Raw genomic sequence first — 17,620 nt, 5'->3', positions numbered from 1 at the left:
TCGCAGGTTGGGGATTATTCGGGATACTTGCAGGAGTAGTCTATTGGTTTGTAAATAAATAAGCGATTACACACCGTTTCCATTCATCACCTTTCATTCCAGAAATCAATACCGCAATTACGCTTTGGGCGAATTGAATCGATTCAAATCGAACTTTTTGTAATTTTGTATGATTCTTGAAAAGAAAATTTGATTTGCGAAATACTCAGAATCTATCGGAACGAAAGAGTTTATTTATTTCATATATAATTTTCAACCGATTGAAACCTTCAAGGAATCTCCCCGGTCTGACCGAAAGGAAATTATATATGAAAAGTATTTTAATATCGATAAATTTTCTTTTTTTTCATATTAGCTGCATTTTAGATCCATTTTATTCCGCAAAAGATCGAATTGACCCTTCACAAGTATCAAGGGAAGAGGCCGAAGAAAAAATTATTGCAACTGCGGCTTTGAAAACGATCACTTGCGGAGAAGTAAGCCAAAAAGGGATATTATCAAGAGTATTTTTAAGCATCGGGGACAATCTTTGTTATGAAGAGAAGTCATCATTTGGAATAGATAATAGCAAAAATCTTCAAAGTTGTAAAAATCAATACAGTTATGTATCGAAGGATAATCTGGAATCCTGTGTGAGTGAAATTTTATTATCTCCGTGTGAAAGTTATTCCGACTTAAATCTAGCTTTTAGTATCGGTTATCACGCATGTACTAGTATGCTCAATACAAGGGGCAGGATAAGTTTTTACTGATACAATTCTTATATTTCTAATCTGCTTACTAACATTCAATTTTATTATCAAAGTTTCGTTGTGAATACGGGTTATATTTCTTATTTTTAATATTGATTTTATTTTGTTAAATCAAAGAATGTTTTTATGAAATTGTTTTTTATTGTATTATTTTATTCTTTATCTATAATGTTCGCGTTCGGATGCGAGAACCTTCATAAACCCCATTCTACTGATGACGATTTATCTTTCACTAATCTATTTTTGATCGGAACCACAATTAAAACAAATACTTATGTTAGAATTATTAACGAACGAAGTGTTCCGATCTCAGCCGCGATATACGACAACTCCTCTTGTGATCCGAATTCAGCTCCTAGATACACAGGTCAGCAAGTCGTTTACGATTTCGGAACTGTTCCTGCAAATTCAAAATCAGAAATTAAAGCCCTGCCTTTAATGAATTATCCGATTGAATCTATTATACCGCAATCAGAAAGAGTTATTGAATTCTATACGAAAGTAAATTTCCTCTGTGAAAGAAATTCTTTTTATATTAGTACAATTTCTGATCAAATAGGATACATTTGGAGAGTGGTCGCGCCGTCAGCTACTTCTTATTATTCTTTATTTGAGATTAGAAAAGGGTCTTTAATCACACCGTATTTGGAATGAATTTATAATTTCATGGCTTGGAGTAGATTCTTATGTGATGCAACAGGGTACTTCCGTTAATGCCATTTATGTTCTTTCAAAAAGATCAATGATATTGGCGTCAGAATAATCTATAGTTTCATCCGAATTATTTTCGTTAAATAATTCATCTTGCGCTCTATAATTCATATTTTTTTCAATAATTTCTTCATAATTACACTTGGAGACGAGTTTATTGATTTTATCAATATCAAAATCAATTCCTAATATCTGTATTTCATCTTTTATAAATTTAGTAACGTTTTGTATCGCATCATCGATCTCATCATCATCTCTAAAATCAATAAGCACTTCATTATCTAATACAATTTCTGTTATATTATTTGAATAACTTTCAAATATTTTATTTTTTATCTTTTCCCAATATTTTTCCATATCATGAATATATATTTTTCTTAATATTTTCATTAGCACATTCAGGTCATCTGGATGTTCATATTCATCGATATACCTCTCATAAAATACTAAATCTGCCATTCCCGTTCCAGTTATAATATTCTGATCGATGGCAAAAGACATAATTACTACCTTATTATATAAGTCGCGTATGTCTTCCCTGCACAATTTCTCGATAACACATAACGACGCCTTATTTTTAAGTAGATATGTAAATCCTTTTTGTATAATCATCGAATATAAAAAAGCGGTGTAGTCAATTTCAGATTTTAAATCGCAATTTATGATTAGCTCGTCTAACACTGAGTTGATCGTTTTCGAATCAATTTTTCCCGATGAATATAAATTAAACAGGGTAAGTATAGAATCTACAGTATGGAGTGAGCGAAATACATAAATCAATAATTCAGAATTATCTCTTAATCTTTCTAAAACATAGTCCGATACAGACGGATTGTACAATTCATATTTTATATTTCCAAATACTCCAATAGTCCTATTTATTACCGTCCCCATCGTTATTCTAATTGTTTTTTCAAAATTAGTGTCTGAAGATATCCTACTATGCAATTTTTCCAAATTAGATATTCTAAAGAATGCACTTCGCAAATTGGATTCTCCAATATCCCCTCCATTAAACGTAATTAAGTAAGGAATAAAGCGCGAGATTTCATCTAATTGATGGTTAAATACGTCTTCCCAAATATACTTTGGATTATTCAGCATTTTTTGAATGTAATTCCAGTAAAGTTCTTTCTTTACATTATGAACCCGATGGGAGTCAGTGATAAATGAGATGAGCCTCGGATTAAAATTCTTGTGTTTGATGATTTGCAAATATCTTAAATTATTATAGAGCTCAGTTATAAAATCAGAATTCAACAGGTTATACCAAATATGGTTATATAATATTTTTGCCTTATCCATCAAGGAATAATTATTTATTCGAAGCTCATATTCATTTTTTCCAATATTATCAATGCGAAACAAATCACTTAGCTCTTTACCTTGCTTTAGAATTACCGTCCGCGAGGTTAAGATGAATATTTTGTCTTTGCTACGTCTGACTCTGTTAATGAAATTTAATATTCTTGAATCTTCTTTTCTCTCTAATGCCTCTAAATAATTCCTGCCTAAAAAATCGTCAAAATAGAAGATTTGCCTTTTGTCCTCAAAGTAAACACTTTCTGCTTCATTTATTGCTTGATCTATGTAAATAAATTCATAGCCCATTTTGACAAAATACAAACTAATTTGATCTGCTAACGTAGTCTTTCCTATACCGGCTACACCAGTAAGTATTAGCACCCTGGTTTTGGCTAATTTCTTTAATGCTTCAGAGTGATCCTTTGTCTCAGCATATTTGGGTACACTTTGATATATTTCTTGTAGTTTATTTTTACTTCTTCCAGTGATTGAATTATTTAATATACTTTGAAGTACAGTTGTGCTGCTAATCCATAATTTATAATGTTTCTTTTCAATTTCTGAGTATTTGGACAATAAGTCATTTATATCCTCGTTGCCATATATATCCGATTCACTTTTTAAATAAGGGGATAGTAACTTAAATATTTCTATCTTGTTCTGTCTAGAGAGGGGGACTGAAGTTAAAAGTATGTATCTTTTAGGATTCAATTTATGTATTGAATTTAATTCAGTAGATTTCAACTTTTGGTAAAGTTGTTTAAATCCAGATTTATAATAGTGTTTACATTGTATTACAATTTCATCATGTCCTGATTTATAAAATCTTCCATCAACACCATGATCCTTTCCCTCTTTAAATCTTTCTATCCGCGCATCAAAATACCTTGATAAAATATCAATTGCGAGAATTTCGAATTCTTTATCATTGATTGTTTCAAAACTATAATTCATTTCATTTTTAAGCTGAATCCATAATTTCAGCACCTGAATGTATAGATAACTCGATATAATAAATCAAATATACAATGTATTTTAACGATCTGTAATCAAAGCTTAAAAGCTTAATTCATACTTAATCTTACGGCGCAATAAATATTTTAATAGGAGATGGTGTTTTCTTAGATAAGGAATATTTTCATGAAAAGTAACGAACTAAGCGAAGTAGGCTTAGAAGGAATGTAATTTGATAACTCTTAGTAGTATTTCCCATTATACTATTTCTTAGTAAGTTTCAATTCCTTTTAGTCCATTTTCTCTATCGTGCTATATATATTCCTTAAATCAAATTCGTTTTGCAGATTAAGCCAAAAAGTATCCGACTGTTCAAAGAACCGTCCAAATCTTGCCGATACCTCTGCGGATATTTCTCGCTTCCCTGAAATTATTGCATAAATGTTTGAAGATGAGACACCTGTCTCTTTGGCTAATCGATACGCTGAGATCTCCATTTCTTTTAAAATATCACCAAGAATTTCCCCTGGTGGTGGGTTTATAATTTTTACCATCAGTATAACTCATGAATTTTTAATGATAGTCATAATATTTCCGACCGCAACGCAGTTCTTAATATTTTGATCTTATTACGGAACTTGAGCGAGCTCCTTTTTACCTTTTTTAAAAACAATCTCGCCACCTAATGCTCCAATCAATTTAGTTAAACTTTCAAAAGTGGGGTTTTCTCTCTTGCCGGTTTTCATTTCTTGGATTACAGTCGGTGATAGTTTAGTCATACTCGCCAACTTACGAACAGAAACTTTTTCAATTTCCATGAGTTCAGAAATTAACTCTGAAAGCAAAAATTCTCGGTATTTTTTTTCAAAACTTTTACGTTTCTTCGGATCTTGAAGAACGCGTTCGATCGTAGATTTATTTTTCATAATAGATACCTTCCTTAATCCTCCTTAAATATTCTTTCCGATAGGTTAGCGCGCGCTCCTTTTCCGTCGGAGGCAATTTATTCTGATTTTTATAGAATCCGTTCGTGATAATAATCTTTTTCCCTTCAGCAAAAAAACAAAGAAATCTATTAGGCTTTGGCTTAAATGCAAATATTTTATCACCTTCATTCCGAAATTTTTCAGTGTTGAAAATTTTCCCCCGATCGCCAAAAATTTTAACTAAGACTAATAAGTTCTCTTTTTCGTCGTCCGTAAGGGTTTCAAAATACTCAAGAGCGGGGGATTTATTTTTCGAATCGTAATACCACTCGATTGAAAATTCTTGGCCCTGATAAACGGAATATTCTAAATTTTTTGATTTTCGCATAGTAACACTATAATGTTACACACGGACATGTCAATTGGAAAAAGCGCGCGGGGGAATCACATATAAACATTTGTTTGCTTAACTTCCGATAATGGTAATTCTGTCTCATACAGATTATGTCTCATTATACTTACCACTATACGCCTTATTTAAACAATGGTATTTGTTCAACACAGAGTCATGATGTAACTTTTCAAAATTTATCAATCAAATGTGCTAGTGATAAATTCCATTGCATCTGACTCATGATATTCTACATTCACATTATGAAATATATTTTTAATTCTTAATTTCAATTTCTCATCGATGTTTTTATTGACAATGTGCATTTCTTTCGTTTGATTCATAAACCCCGTACTGCCGGCGTCCCTTAGCATACGCTCAAAAAGGAGATCTGATTCAGGGAAGGAATAACCAATAATATAAACTTTTGTACTAAATTTCATTCTATAAGTCGCTCTGTACCAAATATCATGGACAATTTTTGAATCCAATTTTTTTCCAAAAACAGGCGGGATAATATAAGGAATATAAGGCCAATTCATTCCTATGCTTTCCCGAAAGAACGCAGTTTGAGTAGCATCTAACCACGAAAGACTCCCCTCTGTATTTGGTGGATTCAAATAACATTCATTCATTTTCCAAGGAGCTTGATGAACTGGAACAGCCCAATTCAGAGAGCCGTGTAACTTGAGCAATTTTATTCTCGACTCCTGATAATAATTCGAACTTTTGTATTGGCGTTCTATATTCCTTACAATGTGTGGAACAGGATCCATCAAGGGACCATAGCCTGTTCCCGGGAACCAGTTTCCTGATCTAAAGAGCATATTGTCCATTATCAAATCATAATTTGTAGTAACAATTTGCGCATCGCTTCGCACAATATAACGTATTAATTTTTCTAGAATTTCCGAATTCTTATGAGTTCCATTTGAAATCGATTGAGATATTTGTTTATTAACGATTGAAGATGTAATGAGGCTAATTAATTCATCAAAAATAATCGAATAAATTGCGGTATTTTCTCCTTCCAATGAAAATGGTGAGCTATGTAAAAATGTTGCTACTTTTTCAAAATTAACATTCTCCCAAACTTCTCCAAAGTATCCATTTATATAATCAACAAGTAGCTTCCCTCGAAAATCATCTGCTATAAGATTTTTCTTTTTCGCTTCAGATAACAACTCATTCGCAAGAGGAAACGAATTATCAAATGAATAACTAAACCCAGCTCCTAAAACAAATGTGACAATATTATTCATATTAACTATACTTAATAATTTACTCTGCTTTTAAATATAGGGTTCTTTTCGTTTCCAATATAAATAAATCTCAAAAACGCAACGTGTTCAACTTTCATAAAATCAGCCCTTATTATTTGGCCTATAACAATGAATTTCTTTACGGACTATTTTATTTTTTTTTAATTTTTTAGATTGCTGTGTATGTTCGAGGTCAGAGAGAGCTTCAGTTAAATAGCAAGATTCAAATATATTGCTTTTCTGAACATTATTTTTAAAATGTAATGATAGAATTAACCCGAAAACGGAAATTGAAAAGTAAAATAGTCCGTAAAGAAATGAATGTTGACCAAGTATAATACTATTATTTCTATTTCGTATGTAGTCTTGAGTTTGTATTGCATAGGCAATATAATTCGCAATCATTTCCTTATAATATTTAGAAGTTAAGTAACCTCGAGAATCTTCAACGATTATACTTGACGGGGGGATTGCAATAAACTGTTCACGGGTAATCGACTTAGCTGTGAGATACAAAGACCGTATTAGATGTATAGTTGATAATAGAAAAAAAACTGAAATAATAATTATTAACCAATTAGGCATTTGCTCTTTTAAAGTCGCCAATTGTCCAAATATTCCCATAATAACGGCCGAAACGAATGAAGATGCACTGAGAAATACTTTGGCCTTGTCTCGGGTAACATTCATCCTATCTATAGTGTTATTATAAAATTCCTTTGCATCATGGTGCATCACTTCTAATTTTTTCTGATCTAAAATTTTTATCTTCTTATAATTAATTTCATTATTTCGATATCCTAGCGAAATATCAGAATCTTTAGTTTTTCCAACTGGCGATTCAGTTACAAAGAGCCAATCTCCATTTAAACAAATCTTTGATTTAGTTTTGGTAATTAATTTTATAACTTTATTCATTTTTACAAAGCAGTCGAGCTATTTCATCACTAATACTTAAATTTAACTCTTCTTCTAACCAAGCCCATTGACCATTGGGATTGATTTCTAAAAAATACAAATCACCTTTGAAATCTTGAACAAAATCAATTGTGCCAAAGTTTAGATTTAGTTGCCTAAGCAATTCTATACATTTTTGTTCAAGTTCGGACGTTAATTGAAACTTAATGTATTTTATATTTTCCAAGGGAGATTCGCGCCAATCTATATAATTGCTTTCAATAGTAATTTTAACTGCAAATATTTTATCACCAACTATCGTACATCTTATATCGGCTTTCTTTTTAATTCTTTCTTGAAAAATTGAAGGGCATAAAGATAAGCTTTCTATATCATCTAAATCTTCACGAGTAATTAGGCTTGTAAATATAAAGCCCGGGTTTGAAGATTCGTAAAATCCGGAATGAATGGATTTTATAACTATATCCTGTTTAGAATTCTCAAAAAACTTCGTAACTTCAAAAGGGTCATTGGTAATAAGAGTTTTCGGCAAAAGAAATCCAATACTTTTAGCTTTCTTAAGTTGCACAATTTTATGTTCGGCTCGAAATATTGATTCTGGGTCGCTAACCCAGAATGCATCGCTTGAATACCAGAGACCTCGAATAAATTCATAACTTTCATGTTGAGCATATTTTAAGGCTGAAGCATCAGTAATAGCATTACTAATTACAGGAGGCACAGGTCGCCTATACAAGACAGATTTAACTGAGCCGAAATCGACTCCTTTATTTCTATCTATTAGCTGAATTTTAGCTTTAACGTTTTCATAATTACTTACTGAAAAAATACCCTTCGCATTTTGAGGAAATTCATCTGTATTAAATCGGAAATATTCTTTTCCCAATTTATGTAATTTTCTTATGACAAAATCAGTAGTTAAATCAGTTCGATTTGATATAATTAAAATCAATGTCTTTCACAATAAAGCATTCACCTACGATCAGTCAATTCGTCATTCGTGGGATCTGTTCTGGCCTCAGTCATATAAGAACCTGTTAATAAAATATGATTATGAGAATATAAGCTCTTTTCATCAGCAGTCTCAGTTTCAACATTGTAATTTATTTCAATTGGCTCTCTTACATTGCCTCTACTTAACTTTCTTAAAATAAACGGATGCTCTGATCTCATTAATTTGTCTCCATGAATGTTATTTACTTTGATTGCAATAAATACAATTGATTTCGGCATTCGGCTAATAGGTTATTACCGATTTTCAAATAAGCGATAAGCTTCTATTATATACCATATCCGTCATATTCTTACAAATATGATGCGGAGTAGACTATATTACAAGAGCAAATTGGTTGATTCTCATAAGAAATTTGATCTTCAAAATAATTTGGCGCTAAATACCCTTCTTTCGCACACTAACTTTGGCCTTTTTCGACTTCCGATAATATGTAATTCTGTCGCGATTCACACTGTCCTTATTATTGTGTATGTTCTGGTAAGTATTTCAATGAAACATACTATCCCTTCTCGGAAGCGAAAGGCGGCCTCTCCAGTTCTTAAATCTACCAGATTTCTGGAAAATGGATTTATTTTTTGACTTTCTTAGGATCCTTCTTTTCTTCCTCTGTGACTGTCCAATGTGATTCTGTTCGATCGACTCTATCGATATAAACCAATTGATACAAACAGCCAGATAGCATTTGTGATAAAATAAAAATGATGACAATATTTCTAAATTTCAATTTGCGTTCTCCGTAAATTAAGATTCCTCATTCAATACTTTGATTATTTCTGGAACCGATTTCTTAACAAAATCTTCCAGAGACTTTTTAAGAGATATTTCATAAAAGTGATCCACCCAAACAATCGTCCTGGATTCGCCGATTCCTTTAAATCTCCTTTTATAAACTTTCCCACCCTTCTTTAGAATTACATCCGCGTCTATTATCGTTACAATATCTCCAGCGAAAAATCCAACTTCCGGTTCCATAAATATATGAATCAATTCAACCTCCAATTGCGGAACGTTCGTTGAATTTGAATTCTCGACCACGTCAATACCTGAATTTTTTAGCTCCAAGGTTAAAATATTCTTAATAAAATCCGGACCCTTCGGATCCGTAAACATATTCGCAGTTTCCATTCCTAGGCTGTTCTTACGAATACCTTCCCGATTAAACCCATCTATAATGGATACCGGAGAATCATCCGATTTACGAAATACCAAAGTTGTTTTTGACTTTATTTTTTCGTTTAAAATCGGATTAGGATAATTAGGCTTTATCCTACCTTCCGAGAACGCGCAATTGGAAACAAATAGAGAGACGAATAGCAAAGCAAATGCCGTGACTGTCAGTTTTATCATGTTTTCCTTTTATTTGAATTTATGATATTCTATTCGCTCTCCTAAATTAGTGTATTGCAAGTTGATTTTGATAAATCATCGATAAATGTGTGAAAATGTTTGTGGTTCAAATTGATCGGCATTTATGGAGCGGGATTATTGAAATCTGTATTCATTACATTAACAGTAAACCAAAGTCGAATTGGCTTCACTGATTTATCTGGCTCCGTAACTTGGTAGATAGTGGGTGCAAAGCCTCTTTCTTTTAAAAGTTCAATAGAAACAATGTCGCCAGAGTCATTTGGATCAATTAAATCGAACACTTTTAAAAAAATAGGAACCAAAGGAATCCACGGAGCAACTTTCGATTTAAAAAAATCCAATCCTTTTGGTGGATCTTGAAGTTCCTTTACATATCCCCCCATTCCTTGGGAAAACTCTACTAATGTCTCTTTTTCGCTTCGCGAAAAACCGTCCTCGTCGTATAGACGCATCGTACATTCTAACTTTGTGAATTCTTTATTTGCATCGATTGAAAGAATTGTAAGATTTTTTTTAGAAACGGTCAAATCCAATGTTTTACTTTCGTAACGAATCGGTTCATTCGCATTGATATACCCTGTGCAACCATAAATAAGTTTTAGCTCATTACTTCCTAAAAAATCTAACGACCCCGTAACCTCAACATGCCCTTCCACAACAACCGAAACATTTTCTTTTTGACCGAAAGAATATTTTACTTTTTCTTTATGCATTAAAGCACGCTCTTCATACGTCTCGTCTATTGAACCAACCGCAAACGTAGCTCTATTATTTAGATTGCTTTTGGGATCGATACTCGGGATTGTTTCTTCCGCTCCTCGACAACGAGTCACAAAGCGATTCGATGGGAGACCGCCTTTATTTATCCCGTTTATTATTTTTTTACCAATTTCATTACAATATTTCAAGAGGACGTCTTGTTCAACTCCATCTGCCGTATTGATATTTATAAAGATTCGTTGTTTCAAGTCCATCTGACTTAGGATCTTATTAAAAGTGTCTTTGTTCCGAATTAACCATGTGGAAAACTTAGATTCATCGAATACTGGATTAACAAGTGCAAATCCATTTGTTTCTGGAAACCTTAGTTTCGCAAGCGCGACTGTTAGCGCAATATCATATTCTAATGCATTACTTCTTATACTAGACTTCCCGACATCAGTCCTATATACAGTTGCACAAGCGAGCAAATCTAATAGAATAACCCCAAGAACTAAAATTCTAAATTTTATCATATCATTCCTCTATAGTATTCTTTTTAGATTTAAATAACCGCATGTTTTCCCTAAAGACCTCTCGATGCACGGATTTCGTTAAACATGTCAAATGCCTTATTCCGCAAAACGTTACTACAGATAAATTTTGAATATTAAAGTATATTATTAAGTAATCAATTAAAAATGTAGAATACTTCTTTAAATTTGTAAATTTATTGATAAATCCGTAAACTCGCAGAACGCGCATTGGGTGCAATTTCTTCTTCGAAGGAATTTTTCTAAAATAACTCTTGTTGGCTCAATTCTTGGTATTCGACTTTTTTCAAAATGTCCGGGTTGTTTTGATCGCCGGGTTTAAACTTTCGAATCGGATAAAAATCGATTTTGTCTTCCGGATAGATTTGAATGAGCGGTTCGATTTGATCTTTTCTTTTGAAATCAGGGTCTAACCAGACGCTTTCCAAAGACCTCGGAAGAATCATCGGCATTCTGTTATGTATTTTTGAAAATTTTGAATTTGGCGCGGTCGTAAGCATGGAATACGTCAATTTGACTTCACCGGTCTGCGGGTCCGTCCACTCATCCCAAACACCCGCTATACTAAAAATCTCCTCCTCTTGGACAAATACTCTATACGGAATTGTCAGTTTTCCGACTTCCCGGCTGTCATAGAATCCTGTACTTGGGATTAAACAACGCCTCTTTAAAATAGATTCTCTAAACGACGGAGTTTCAAAGATTGTTTCGGACCTTGCGTTCAAAGTCTTGTTCTGATGCTTTAATGCTTTCTCGTAATTTTCTACCCACCTCGGAATCAATCCCCACGCGATCGGTAAAAATAAATTCGGTTTGTCGCTTGTTAGAATCGGTCGCGGCTTATGCTCAAATCCATTCTCCCAAAAAAAAGGAGTATAGTTCTCCGGTTCCACAAGAGCAGCACTGAATCGATTGCTCAATGCCTGCGCCGACGCAGTCAGCGCGTTATGATAACACATGCAAAATATCCTCCCAACGTGTCGTATACCGCGGTGAAAGATTCTCTTGCCTTAACGACCAAGAATTTTGTTTAGCAGAGACCGCAAGTTTTACTTTGTCTTTGCCAAATCGGGCGTTGACCGCATCGATCGCCAAAGTTAAGCGGGCTTCGCGTTCCCGGTCCACCGGATCAAAGAAGTTCGATTGCATTGATTTTTCGGTTGTGATCCGATCGAGCACGATTCCGGCTTTTTTGTATTCGTATCCCGGCTTAAAAATAGTTCTAAGTCCTCTAAGCGCGTAGTGAACGATTTCTCTTGTGTCTTGCGTTTGAACCGGAAGGGGAATGGGAATATTACTTCCGTACGGCGCAGAACCAGTCGCGAACGGGTCAGTATGAATGAAAACTCGGATTAGATTGGTATATCCGTTTTGTTCCCTTAGCTTCCGCGCTGCGCGAGTAGCGTAAGTCGCCACCGCTCCTTCCAATGCTTCAAGTGTGTTTTGTCTTGAACTAAAAGAACGGGCTATCGCGATCGTTTTCTTAGCTGGCTCAACCGTGACGAGAGTGGAGCATTCAAATCCGTTTAGTTCGTAAAGTATCCGCGCTCCGACAACTGTAAGATTTTTTCGAACCCAACTTGAATTGAGTTTCGAGAGCTCCCAAGCGTTTGTAACCCCTACTCCTTGAAGTTTTTTTGAATATGCCGGGCCGATTCCCCAAACGTCCTCGACTGCGATTTGGCGGAGTGCTTCCTTGCGGGTTTCTTCGGAATCGATTATGAAAACACCGGAGTATTCGGGTTTCTTCTTTGCAAGGTGATTGGCGGCCTTTGCAAGAACTTTCGTGGGACCAATTCCAACGGAAACCGGAATCCCTGTATTTTTTGGGATTCGCTTCTTAATTGTCTGTGCTATTTCGAGTAGTGCTTCACGCGCGAATCCGGCAAACCCGATAAACGCTTCATCGATCGAGTAAACTTCGATCGCGGGGGAAAACTTCCCGAGTTGGTTCATGACGCGCCGGGACATGTCACCATAGAGTGCGTAGTTCGAAGAAAAAACACTCACGCCTTTCACCGCGAAGAAATCTTTTCTAAGGAAAGCTGGTTCCCCCATTTTAATTCCAAGTTCTTTCGCCTCCGCGCTCCGGGATATTACACACCCGTCGTTATTTGAGAGTACAACTACGGGACGATTCCACAGCTCCGGACGAAAAACTCTTTCGCAGGAACAATAAAACGAATTGCAATCAACGAGGCCGTACACCCCATCCTCCGAGTAAATTGTGACAGCTCCACGAAGCCACGCCCCAGATTTGAAATTCGTTTTCATTTGTGATCGGAATCGGTCGATAGAGCGGGTTGCCGGAAACAAGGATTCGCCTTCGTCCCTCGATTCGAAGAATTTTCGTTAGAAATGTCCCATCCAAAGCGCAGATTACGACATGTCCATTACGCGGTTCGAGAGAGCGATCTACGATTATGAGATCACCATTGCGAACAAAAACGTCCTCCATCGAATTTCCAAGAACCTTGGCGCAAAATGAGGAGTCAGGATTTGGTATCATCAAATCGACGGGGTTCAAAACACTTTCGATGTATTCGGCTGCGGGTGACTGAAAGCCCGCACGAACTGGATTTATAAAAGGGTATACTCGGCCGGTGCCGAATTCGCTCCGAAAAGAGCTGTATTTACGAAAACTCACACCTACACATTAGTTTAGGTAACGAACGTTGTCAATTCGGGAATCAAATTAGTCCTTCAAACGATCAATTTTTTTCGAAGTTTGGAGAACATAATTGAGCAAGAATGAAATTCAATTCTGAAATTCTGGAATTTACTAGGAATGAAAATCAATATCAGCAAAGAGTATTTAAAAGTAAACTTTTGGGAGATTATTTTAAATCGCAGCTTAATGATTTCTTAATATAGCTTTTATCTAGAAAAATTTCGACACGACGCACTTTTACCCTTCCAACAGAAAACAGAAAATTGTGTTGAATTTGACTTTTATGAGACATAATTCTAACTATGAACATAAAACAAACTCAACAATTAAACAATCAAACTAAAGAAGAAATCGATTACGTTACCTGCTGCTTCAGCAAAGAAAAACCTTTGATCGAAAGAGCGAGGGCGTTTATCCAAAATCAATATGCTAAATTAGGATACGTCGGCTACAACGCAGATTTTGATAGAATGTTTGATGAAGACGATGCAAGTAGATATTTTTTAGCGATCAATTCAAAGGAAGAAATTCTCGCGACCTCTAGGATTGTCATGAGAGGTGCAGTGGGTTTACCAATCGAACACGGCCTTTTTTACGGAAGTAACGAAAAGGTCATTCTTGAAGACGGAAACATTGCAGAAATGAATTCTTTTGCTTCGACTAGTTTTAAAATTGGAAATAAAGTCTTATCTATGAGCACCGATTTTATTTTAGAAAAGGATTTCAAGATAACTTACGGACTTTTCGATCTCGAAAAGCCCTCGATTGGAAAACTTTATTCCCGAATCGGTGCAGTTCATTCGCCAAAATATGCCGTTCCAATCTATTTTCATGGGTACGGAAAACAATTTCAAAACAAAATCGTTTCCACAAAATGGGGAATAATGGTGTCAGATAAGTCAAAAATAATTGCAATAAAGACACAGATGTAACGTTATGTTTGGAGAGGAATCTCCATTGGAAACGTTATTTTTTTTCATCGCAGCTGCCGCCCATTTCTATATTGGATTCTACGTTCTACTAAGTAAGAAACGCAGAGAAGAATTTGAAGTCTTCGGGTGGCTCTGCCTTTGTTTTGGTATATGGGATGCCCTCTACTCCGCTCCCTTTATTACTTCTAGGGAAGATACTTTGTTTTGGACAAGAGTTCTGACTTTACCGATGTTTGTCGCACCTTACCTTCTCCTTGAATTCATCTACTCTTATGTTAAACTACATCCAGTGCCGAAAATTTGCAAATTAGCAATTTTAACGTTATACACGCTGCCCTTATTTTTGTTTTGTTTTTCTAACTATTACATAACATCCGCACAAATCATTTCCGGAAAACTTCATTTTTCGGCAAGTTTTCTATACGACTATTTTGTAATCGGCGGCCTTGGAAGCATGATCTTATCGATCGCGATTCTTATCGGAAGTTTTAAAACAAAATTTGGACAGGATAGACTTCGTATCGTCTATCTAATGAGCGGAATCGTTATTTGGCTGCTTTTTATCGGGACATTTACTTTTCTGCTACGAGCATTCGGCTTGCCGGAGTACAATTTTATTGCACCGCTCGGTTGTGCTTTCGCTACAATTATTTGGGCTATTGGAATTCTTAAAGTGAACCTATTTGAAGTATTGGGAAGTGGACTCTTTGCAAACAATAACTCGCTTTTTTCTAAAGCGAATATTCAACTTTTAAGTATCGTTGATTCACGATCGTATGAATTAGCAAAGTTCGAATTACAGAAGAACTTTATTAAAAATGTTGTCGTGGAATTTCATCACTTATCCGAAAACTCAAGCAAACCCTTAGAGGAAATTTTCACTATAATCACTTTGCGTGCGAGAAAGAAAAAATAATTATTTCTTTGCCGACCGGAAAACCAACTGTGCGATTGCTTTTCTATCTTTAGCATTTAATTCCAATATAGCCTCTATCAATAATTTGTGTTCTTTGAATTGTTTCAATTTTCGAAGCAATTCCATATCGGCTTCAAGTTTTTTAAGTTTTTCTTCCGGGACTTCCATTAGAAAATCGAATCCTTCGCGTTCTTCATCTTCAATGAAAAACCTTAACGGATTTATTCCGGCATTCTTATATAATCCATCGACAAATTCAAATGTTGGAGTGCGGTCACCTTTTTTTATAATTCGACTAACATACCCCGTGCTAACACCTGCCGCAGTCGCAAGTTGAACCTGATTCCATCCTTTTTCGTGCATGATATTTTCTAATAATTTTTTAAAATTCATCTATATTTATAATAGTAAATGTATTGACTTATTTACCGTGGTAAACTATACAAATCATCAAGGTTCCGCCAGATCTCGATAAACGGGATATTGAAACAGCCGGAACCATAATTGCAACTAAAAAGGATCGTAGATTTGTCGCGGATCCAGTGACCGACCTCGCCTTTTTGAACATTTAAAATTCTAAAGTTAGTTTAGATAGTCTCCATAAATTTTATGCGGAGGAAGTACCGCGGGAAATAGCAGACCGCAGTTACTTGAACCAATATGGATTTCCAAAATATAATCAAGAAAATCCCAATTCTTGGGAATTTACAAGACTCGGAAGAGAAGTCGTCTAGCAAGGAACAGAATTATAATTCTGCAATTGATTTACAGCTTCATGGCGATGCTTTGATTCAAGCATGCAAAGAGGTGGGATTAAAGAAACCTATCGCGGAAATTTACAGAGCCGTAAAATCAAATGGAGTAACGTATACTTCCGTTTATTGTGCATTTCACAAAGACATTTTCAATCATGCAGTTTTCGAAACTTTGGACATGTACGGAGTGAAACACAATAGAAAGCCGAAAAAGAAAGGTCGCCCTTCCAAATCGGAAAGAAAAGGAATTCAGAACACTTAATTAACAAAGAATATAGGGAGCCAAAGAAAGAATATGTTTTCAAATTTCAAAAATTCAACACCTCCAGAATTGTCCGATGATGAAATACGCGATATTGAAACCAAGCTAAATAGATTTTTCACTCCGGCAGAAATTCATGCAATTCACAATTCAACTTGGCTTCGGAATGCTGTTGAATTTATAAAGAGAAGACATAGCTGCGGCGCGTCGATTTCCGTTATTGAACCTATAAGCCGATCAGATAAATGATTTCTGTATTTCTCATTAGACCAAAGACGATCCATATTATTTACTATATCCGTATCGATTTTATGTAAACCGGTGCATCACATTTTTCTTTATAGTCAAGAATACAGTAATCCCGACACTTCCCTTGTCTAAAATCTCTTCGATGTGGATATAGCCGTAAACATTCTGCCTGACATTCATCTAACTTCTCATTACACAGTTTTAATTTCTCTTTAATTTCTATTTCTGAACTTTGGGCCATCAAGCTTTGGCCGCTATAATTTTCTTCAAAGAAATTAGAAAATAACACAGCAAAATAGAATATTATAAATCCTTTTTTTCTCATTTCAATTTGAACATCCTAAAGCATAAACAGGCCAACAAGCATCATAATAGTCTATGGTCTTCGGAAACGAAAAAAACGACTACCCTACGTGCGACACATTCGATAAAGCAAATTCTTTTAGCATAAGCATTGCCTCTACCGTCCGATTTATCAAGAATGTCTTTCGTAACATTGCAGCGCACAGTTCGAGTTGAGAGTTTTTTGGAAGGTCCGGATATCCGGACTTTCCTTTTAGCTTTCACAGAGAAGGTGCACTGGACAATATGTTCACCGGTAATTTTTCCACCGGTTCAAATCCGATTTCCATCGTCACACCGTTCCCTCTTACACGCCGCACGGATGGAACTCCGTTCGCGTTTAAATACGGCCCTTGATAGCTCACGACCGTATGTCCAACGCTCGTCCCATCCGCCGAGTAGTTGTTGTGGAGTTTCGTTCCATCCGGTAACGTTTCCGTGATCGGGCGTTGCCGCTACGCTGCCCGGGCTCTCCGCTTCGGTCAAGTTATTGTGTTTATTCTTTTTCATCGCTTCTCAGAAATCCAATAACTTGACCACGCATCGATCCCTAACGCGGCGATCGGCGTCACTATAAACAATCTTATAAATATCAATGGAGATCCTTGATTCAAATTGACGAACACTCCATATCAACG

General features: G+C 35.3%; 16 protein-coding genes and 1 pseudogene. 3 read left to right on the top strand and 14 right to left on the bottom strand.

Annotated features, from left to right (window positions below; all coding sequences use genetic code 11):
- Positions 1 to 308 precede the first annotated feature (308 nt).
- Complete coding sequence (locus LFX17_RS20425; protein WP_238748782.1) at positions 309 to 752, top strand: hypothetical protein; 444 nt, start codon at positions 309 to 311, stop codon at positions 750 to 752.
- A gap of 720 nt (positions 753 to 1,472) precedes the next feature.
- On the opposite strand, the gene LFX17_RS20420 is transcribed toward LFX17_RS20425, so the two are convergent.
- From LFX17_RS20420 to LFX17_RS21085, 12 genes are all read right to left on the bottom strand, one after another.
- Positions 1,473 to 3,755: an nSTAND3 domain-containing NTPase gene (locus tag LFX17_RS20420; RefSeq protein WP_238748781.1), complete on the bottom strand. Its 2,283-nt coding sequence runs from the start codon at positions 3,753 to 3,755 to the stop codon at positions 1,473 to 1,475.
- Positions 3,756 to 4,012: 257 nt separating this feature from the next.
- The gene (locus tag LFX17_RS20415) at positions 4,013 to 4,276 is read right to left on the bottom strand and encodes a HigA family addiction module antitoxin (protein ID WP_238748780.1); all 264 of its coding nucleotides are present in this window, start codon (positions 4,274 to 4,276) and stop codon (positions 4,013 to 4,015) included.
- Between the two features lie 75 nt (positions 4,277 to 4,351).
- Positions 4,352 to 4,648, bottom strand: coding sequence for a helix-turn-helix domain-containing protein (locus LFX17_RS20410; RefSeq protein ID WP_238748779.1), 297 nt, complete (start codon positions 4,646 to 4,648; stop codon positions 4,352 to 4,354).
- Positions 4,638 to 5,036 carry a type II toxin-antitoxin system RelE/ParE family toxin gene (locus LFX17_RS20405; protein ID WP_238748778.1) on the bottom strand — a complete coding sequence of 133 codons (399 nt, stop codon included), beginning with the start codon at positions 5,034 to 5,036 and terminating at the stop codon, positions 4,638 to 4,640. Before LFX17_RS20405 ends, LFX17_RS20410 begins: the two co-directional genes overlap by 11 nt.
- 203 nt (positions 5,037 to 5,239) lie before the next feature.
- Positions 5,240 to 6,301, bottom strand: coding sequence for an SIR2 family protein (locus LFX17_RS20400; RefSeq protein WP_238748777.1), 1,062 nt, complete (start codon positions 6,299 to 6,301; stop codon positions 5,240 to 5,242).
- Between the two features lie 102 nt (positions 6,302 to 6,403).
- Complete coding sequence (locus LFX17_RS20395) at positions 6,404 to 7,219, bottom strand: hypothetical protein (RefSeq protein ID WP_238748776.1); 816 nt, start codon at positions 7,217 to 7,219, stop codon at positions 6,404 to 6,406.
- Entirely contained in the window at positions 7,212 to 8,171 is a 960-nt protein-coding gene (locus tag LFX17_RS20390; protein WP_406600726.1) for an MvdC/MvdD family ATP grasp protein, read from the bottom strand. The genes LFX17_RS20395 and LFX17_RS20390 overlap by 8 nt, the downstream gene beginning before the upstream one ends.
- 804 nt (positions 8,172 to 8,975) lie before the next feature.
- Positions 8,976 to 9,581: a YajG family lipoprotein gene (locus LFX17_RS20385; RefSeq protein WP_238748774.1), complete on the bottom strand. Its 606-nt coding sequence runs from the start codon at positions 9,579 to 9,581 to the stop codon at positions 8,976 to 8,978.
- Between the two features lie 122 nt (positions 9,582 to 9,703).
- Positions 9,704 to 10,837, bottom strand: a complete 1,134-nt coding sequence (locus LFX17_RS20380) for a hypothetical protein (protein ID WP_238748773.1) — start codon at positions 10,835 to 10,837, stop codon at positions 9,704 to 9,706.
- A gap of 260 nt (positions 10,838 to 11,097) precedes the next feature.
- Positions 11,098 to 11,814 (bottom strand): SOS response-associated peptidase, encoded by a 717-nt coding sequence (locus LFX17_RS20375; protein ID WP_238748772.1) that lies wholly within the window; start codon positions 11,812 to 11,814, stop codon positions 11,098 to 11,100.
- A complete protein-coding gene (locus LFX17_RS20370) occupies positions 11,801 to 13,129 on the bottom strand; it encodes a Y-family DNA polymerase (protein WP_238748771.1) in 1,329 nt (442 codons plus the stop codon). Before LFX17_RS20370 ends, LFX17_RS20375 begins: the two co-directional genes overlap by 14 nt.
- On the bottom strand, positions 13,047 to 13,502 hold the full coding sequence (locus LFX17_RS21085) for a LexA family protein (protein ID WP_406600725.1): 456 nt from the start codon (positions 13,500 to 13,502) through the stop codon (positions 13,047 to 13,049). Before LFX17_RS21085 ends, LFX17_RS20370 begins: the two co-directional genes overlap by 83 nt.
- 326 nt (positions 13,503 to 13,828) lie before the next feature.
- Between LFX17_RS21085 and LFX17_RS20365 the strand changes: the two genes are divergently transcribed.
- Positions 13,829 to 14,458, top strand: coding sequence for an LBL_2463 family protein (locus LFX17_RS20365; RefSeq protein WP_238748770.1), 630 nt, complete (start codon positions 13,829 to 13,831; stop codon positions 14,456 to 14,458).
- Positions 14,459 to 14,483: 25 nt separating this feature from the next.
- Positions 14,484 to 15,374 (top strand): histidine kinase N-terminal 7TM domain-containing protein, encoded by an 891-nt coding sequence (locus LFX17_RS20360; RefSeq protein ID WP_238748769.1) that lies wholly within the window; start codon positions 14,484 to 14,486, stop codon positions 15,372 to 15,374.
- On the opposite strand, the gene LFX17_RS20355 is transcribed toward LFX17_RS20360, so the two are convergent.
- The gene (locus tag LFX17_RS20355; RefSeq protein ID WP_238748768.1) at positions 15,375 to 15,767 is read right to left on the bottom strand and encodes a helix-turn-helix domain-containing protein; all 393 of its coding nucleotides are present in this window, start codon (positions 15,765 to 15,767) and stop codon (positions 15,375 to 15,377) included. It abuts the gene before it with no gap.
- Between the two features lie 1,445 nt (positions 15,768 to 17,212).
- A pseudogene (locus LFX17_RS20350) lies at positions 17,213 to 17,431 on the bottom strand (hypothetical protein); the annotation flags it as partial.
- Positions 17,432 to 17,620 lie beyond the last annotated feature (189 nt).

The organism is Leptospira sanjuanensis, from assembly GCF_022267375.1.
GTDB lineage: Bacteria > Spirochaetota > Leptospiria > Leptospirales > Leptospiraceae > Leptospira > Leptospira sanjuanensis.
The sequence above is the reverse complement of the archived record's forward strand: the minus strand, read 5'-3'. Positions and strand labels throughout refer to the sequence as shown.

Excerpts from the sequence above, each read along its gene's own strand:
- LFX17_RS20375 (WP_238748772.1), bottom strand. The coding sequence starts at position 11,814 with ATGTGTTATCATAACGCGCTGACTGCGTCGGCGCAGGCATTGAGCAAT.
- LFX17_RS20365 (WP_238748770.1), top strand. The coding sequence starts at position 13,829 with ATGAACATAAAACAAACTCAACAATTAAACAATCAAACTAAAGAAGAA.
- LFX17_RS20385 (WP_238748774.1), bottom strand. The coding sequence starts at position 9,581 with ATGATAAAACTGACAGTCACGGCATTTGCTTTGCTATTCGTCTCTCTA.
- LFX17_RS20415 (WP_238748780.1), bottom strand. The coding sequence starts at position 4,276 with ATGGTAAAAATTATAAACCCACCACCAGGGGAAATTCTTGGTGATATT.
- LFX17_RS20405 (WP_238748778.1), bottom strand. The coding sequence starts at position 5,036 with ATGCGAAAATCAAAAAATTTAGAATATTCCGTTTATCAGGGCCAAGAA.
- LFX17_RS20370 (WP_238748771.1), bottom strand. The coding sequence starts at position 13,129 with ATGAAAACGAATTTCAAATCTGGGGCGTGGCTTCGTGGAGCTGTCACA.
- LFX17_RS20380 (WP_238748773.1), bottom strand. The coding sequence starts at position 10,837 with ATGATAAAATTTAGAATTTTAGTTCTTGGGGTTATTCTATTAGATTTG.
- LFX17_RS20355 (WP_238748768.1), bottom strand. The coding sequence starts at position 15,767 with ATGAATTTTAAAAAATTATTAGAAAATATCATGCACGAAAAAGGATGG.
- LFX17_RS20395 (WP_238748776.1), bottom strand. The coding sequence starts at position 7,219 with ATGAATAAAGTTATAAAATTAATTACCAAAACTAAATCAAAGATTTGT.
- LFX17_RS20410 (WP_238748779.1), bottom strand. The coding sequence starts at position 4,648 with ATGAAAAATAAATCTACGATCGAACGCGTTCTTCAAGATCCGAAGAAA.
- LFX17_RS20425 (WP_238748782.1), top strand. The coding sequence starts at position 309 with ATGAAAAGTATTTTAATATCGATAAATTTTCTTTTTTTTCATATTAGC.
- LFX17_RS20400 (WP_238748777.1), bottom strand. The coding sequence starts at position 6,301 with ATGAATAATATTGTCACATTTGTTTTAGGAGCTGGGTTTAGTTATTCA.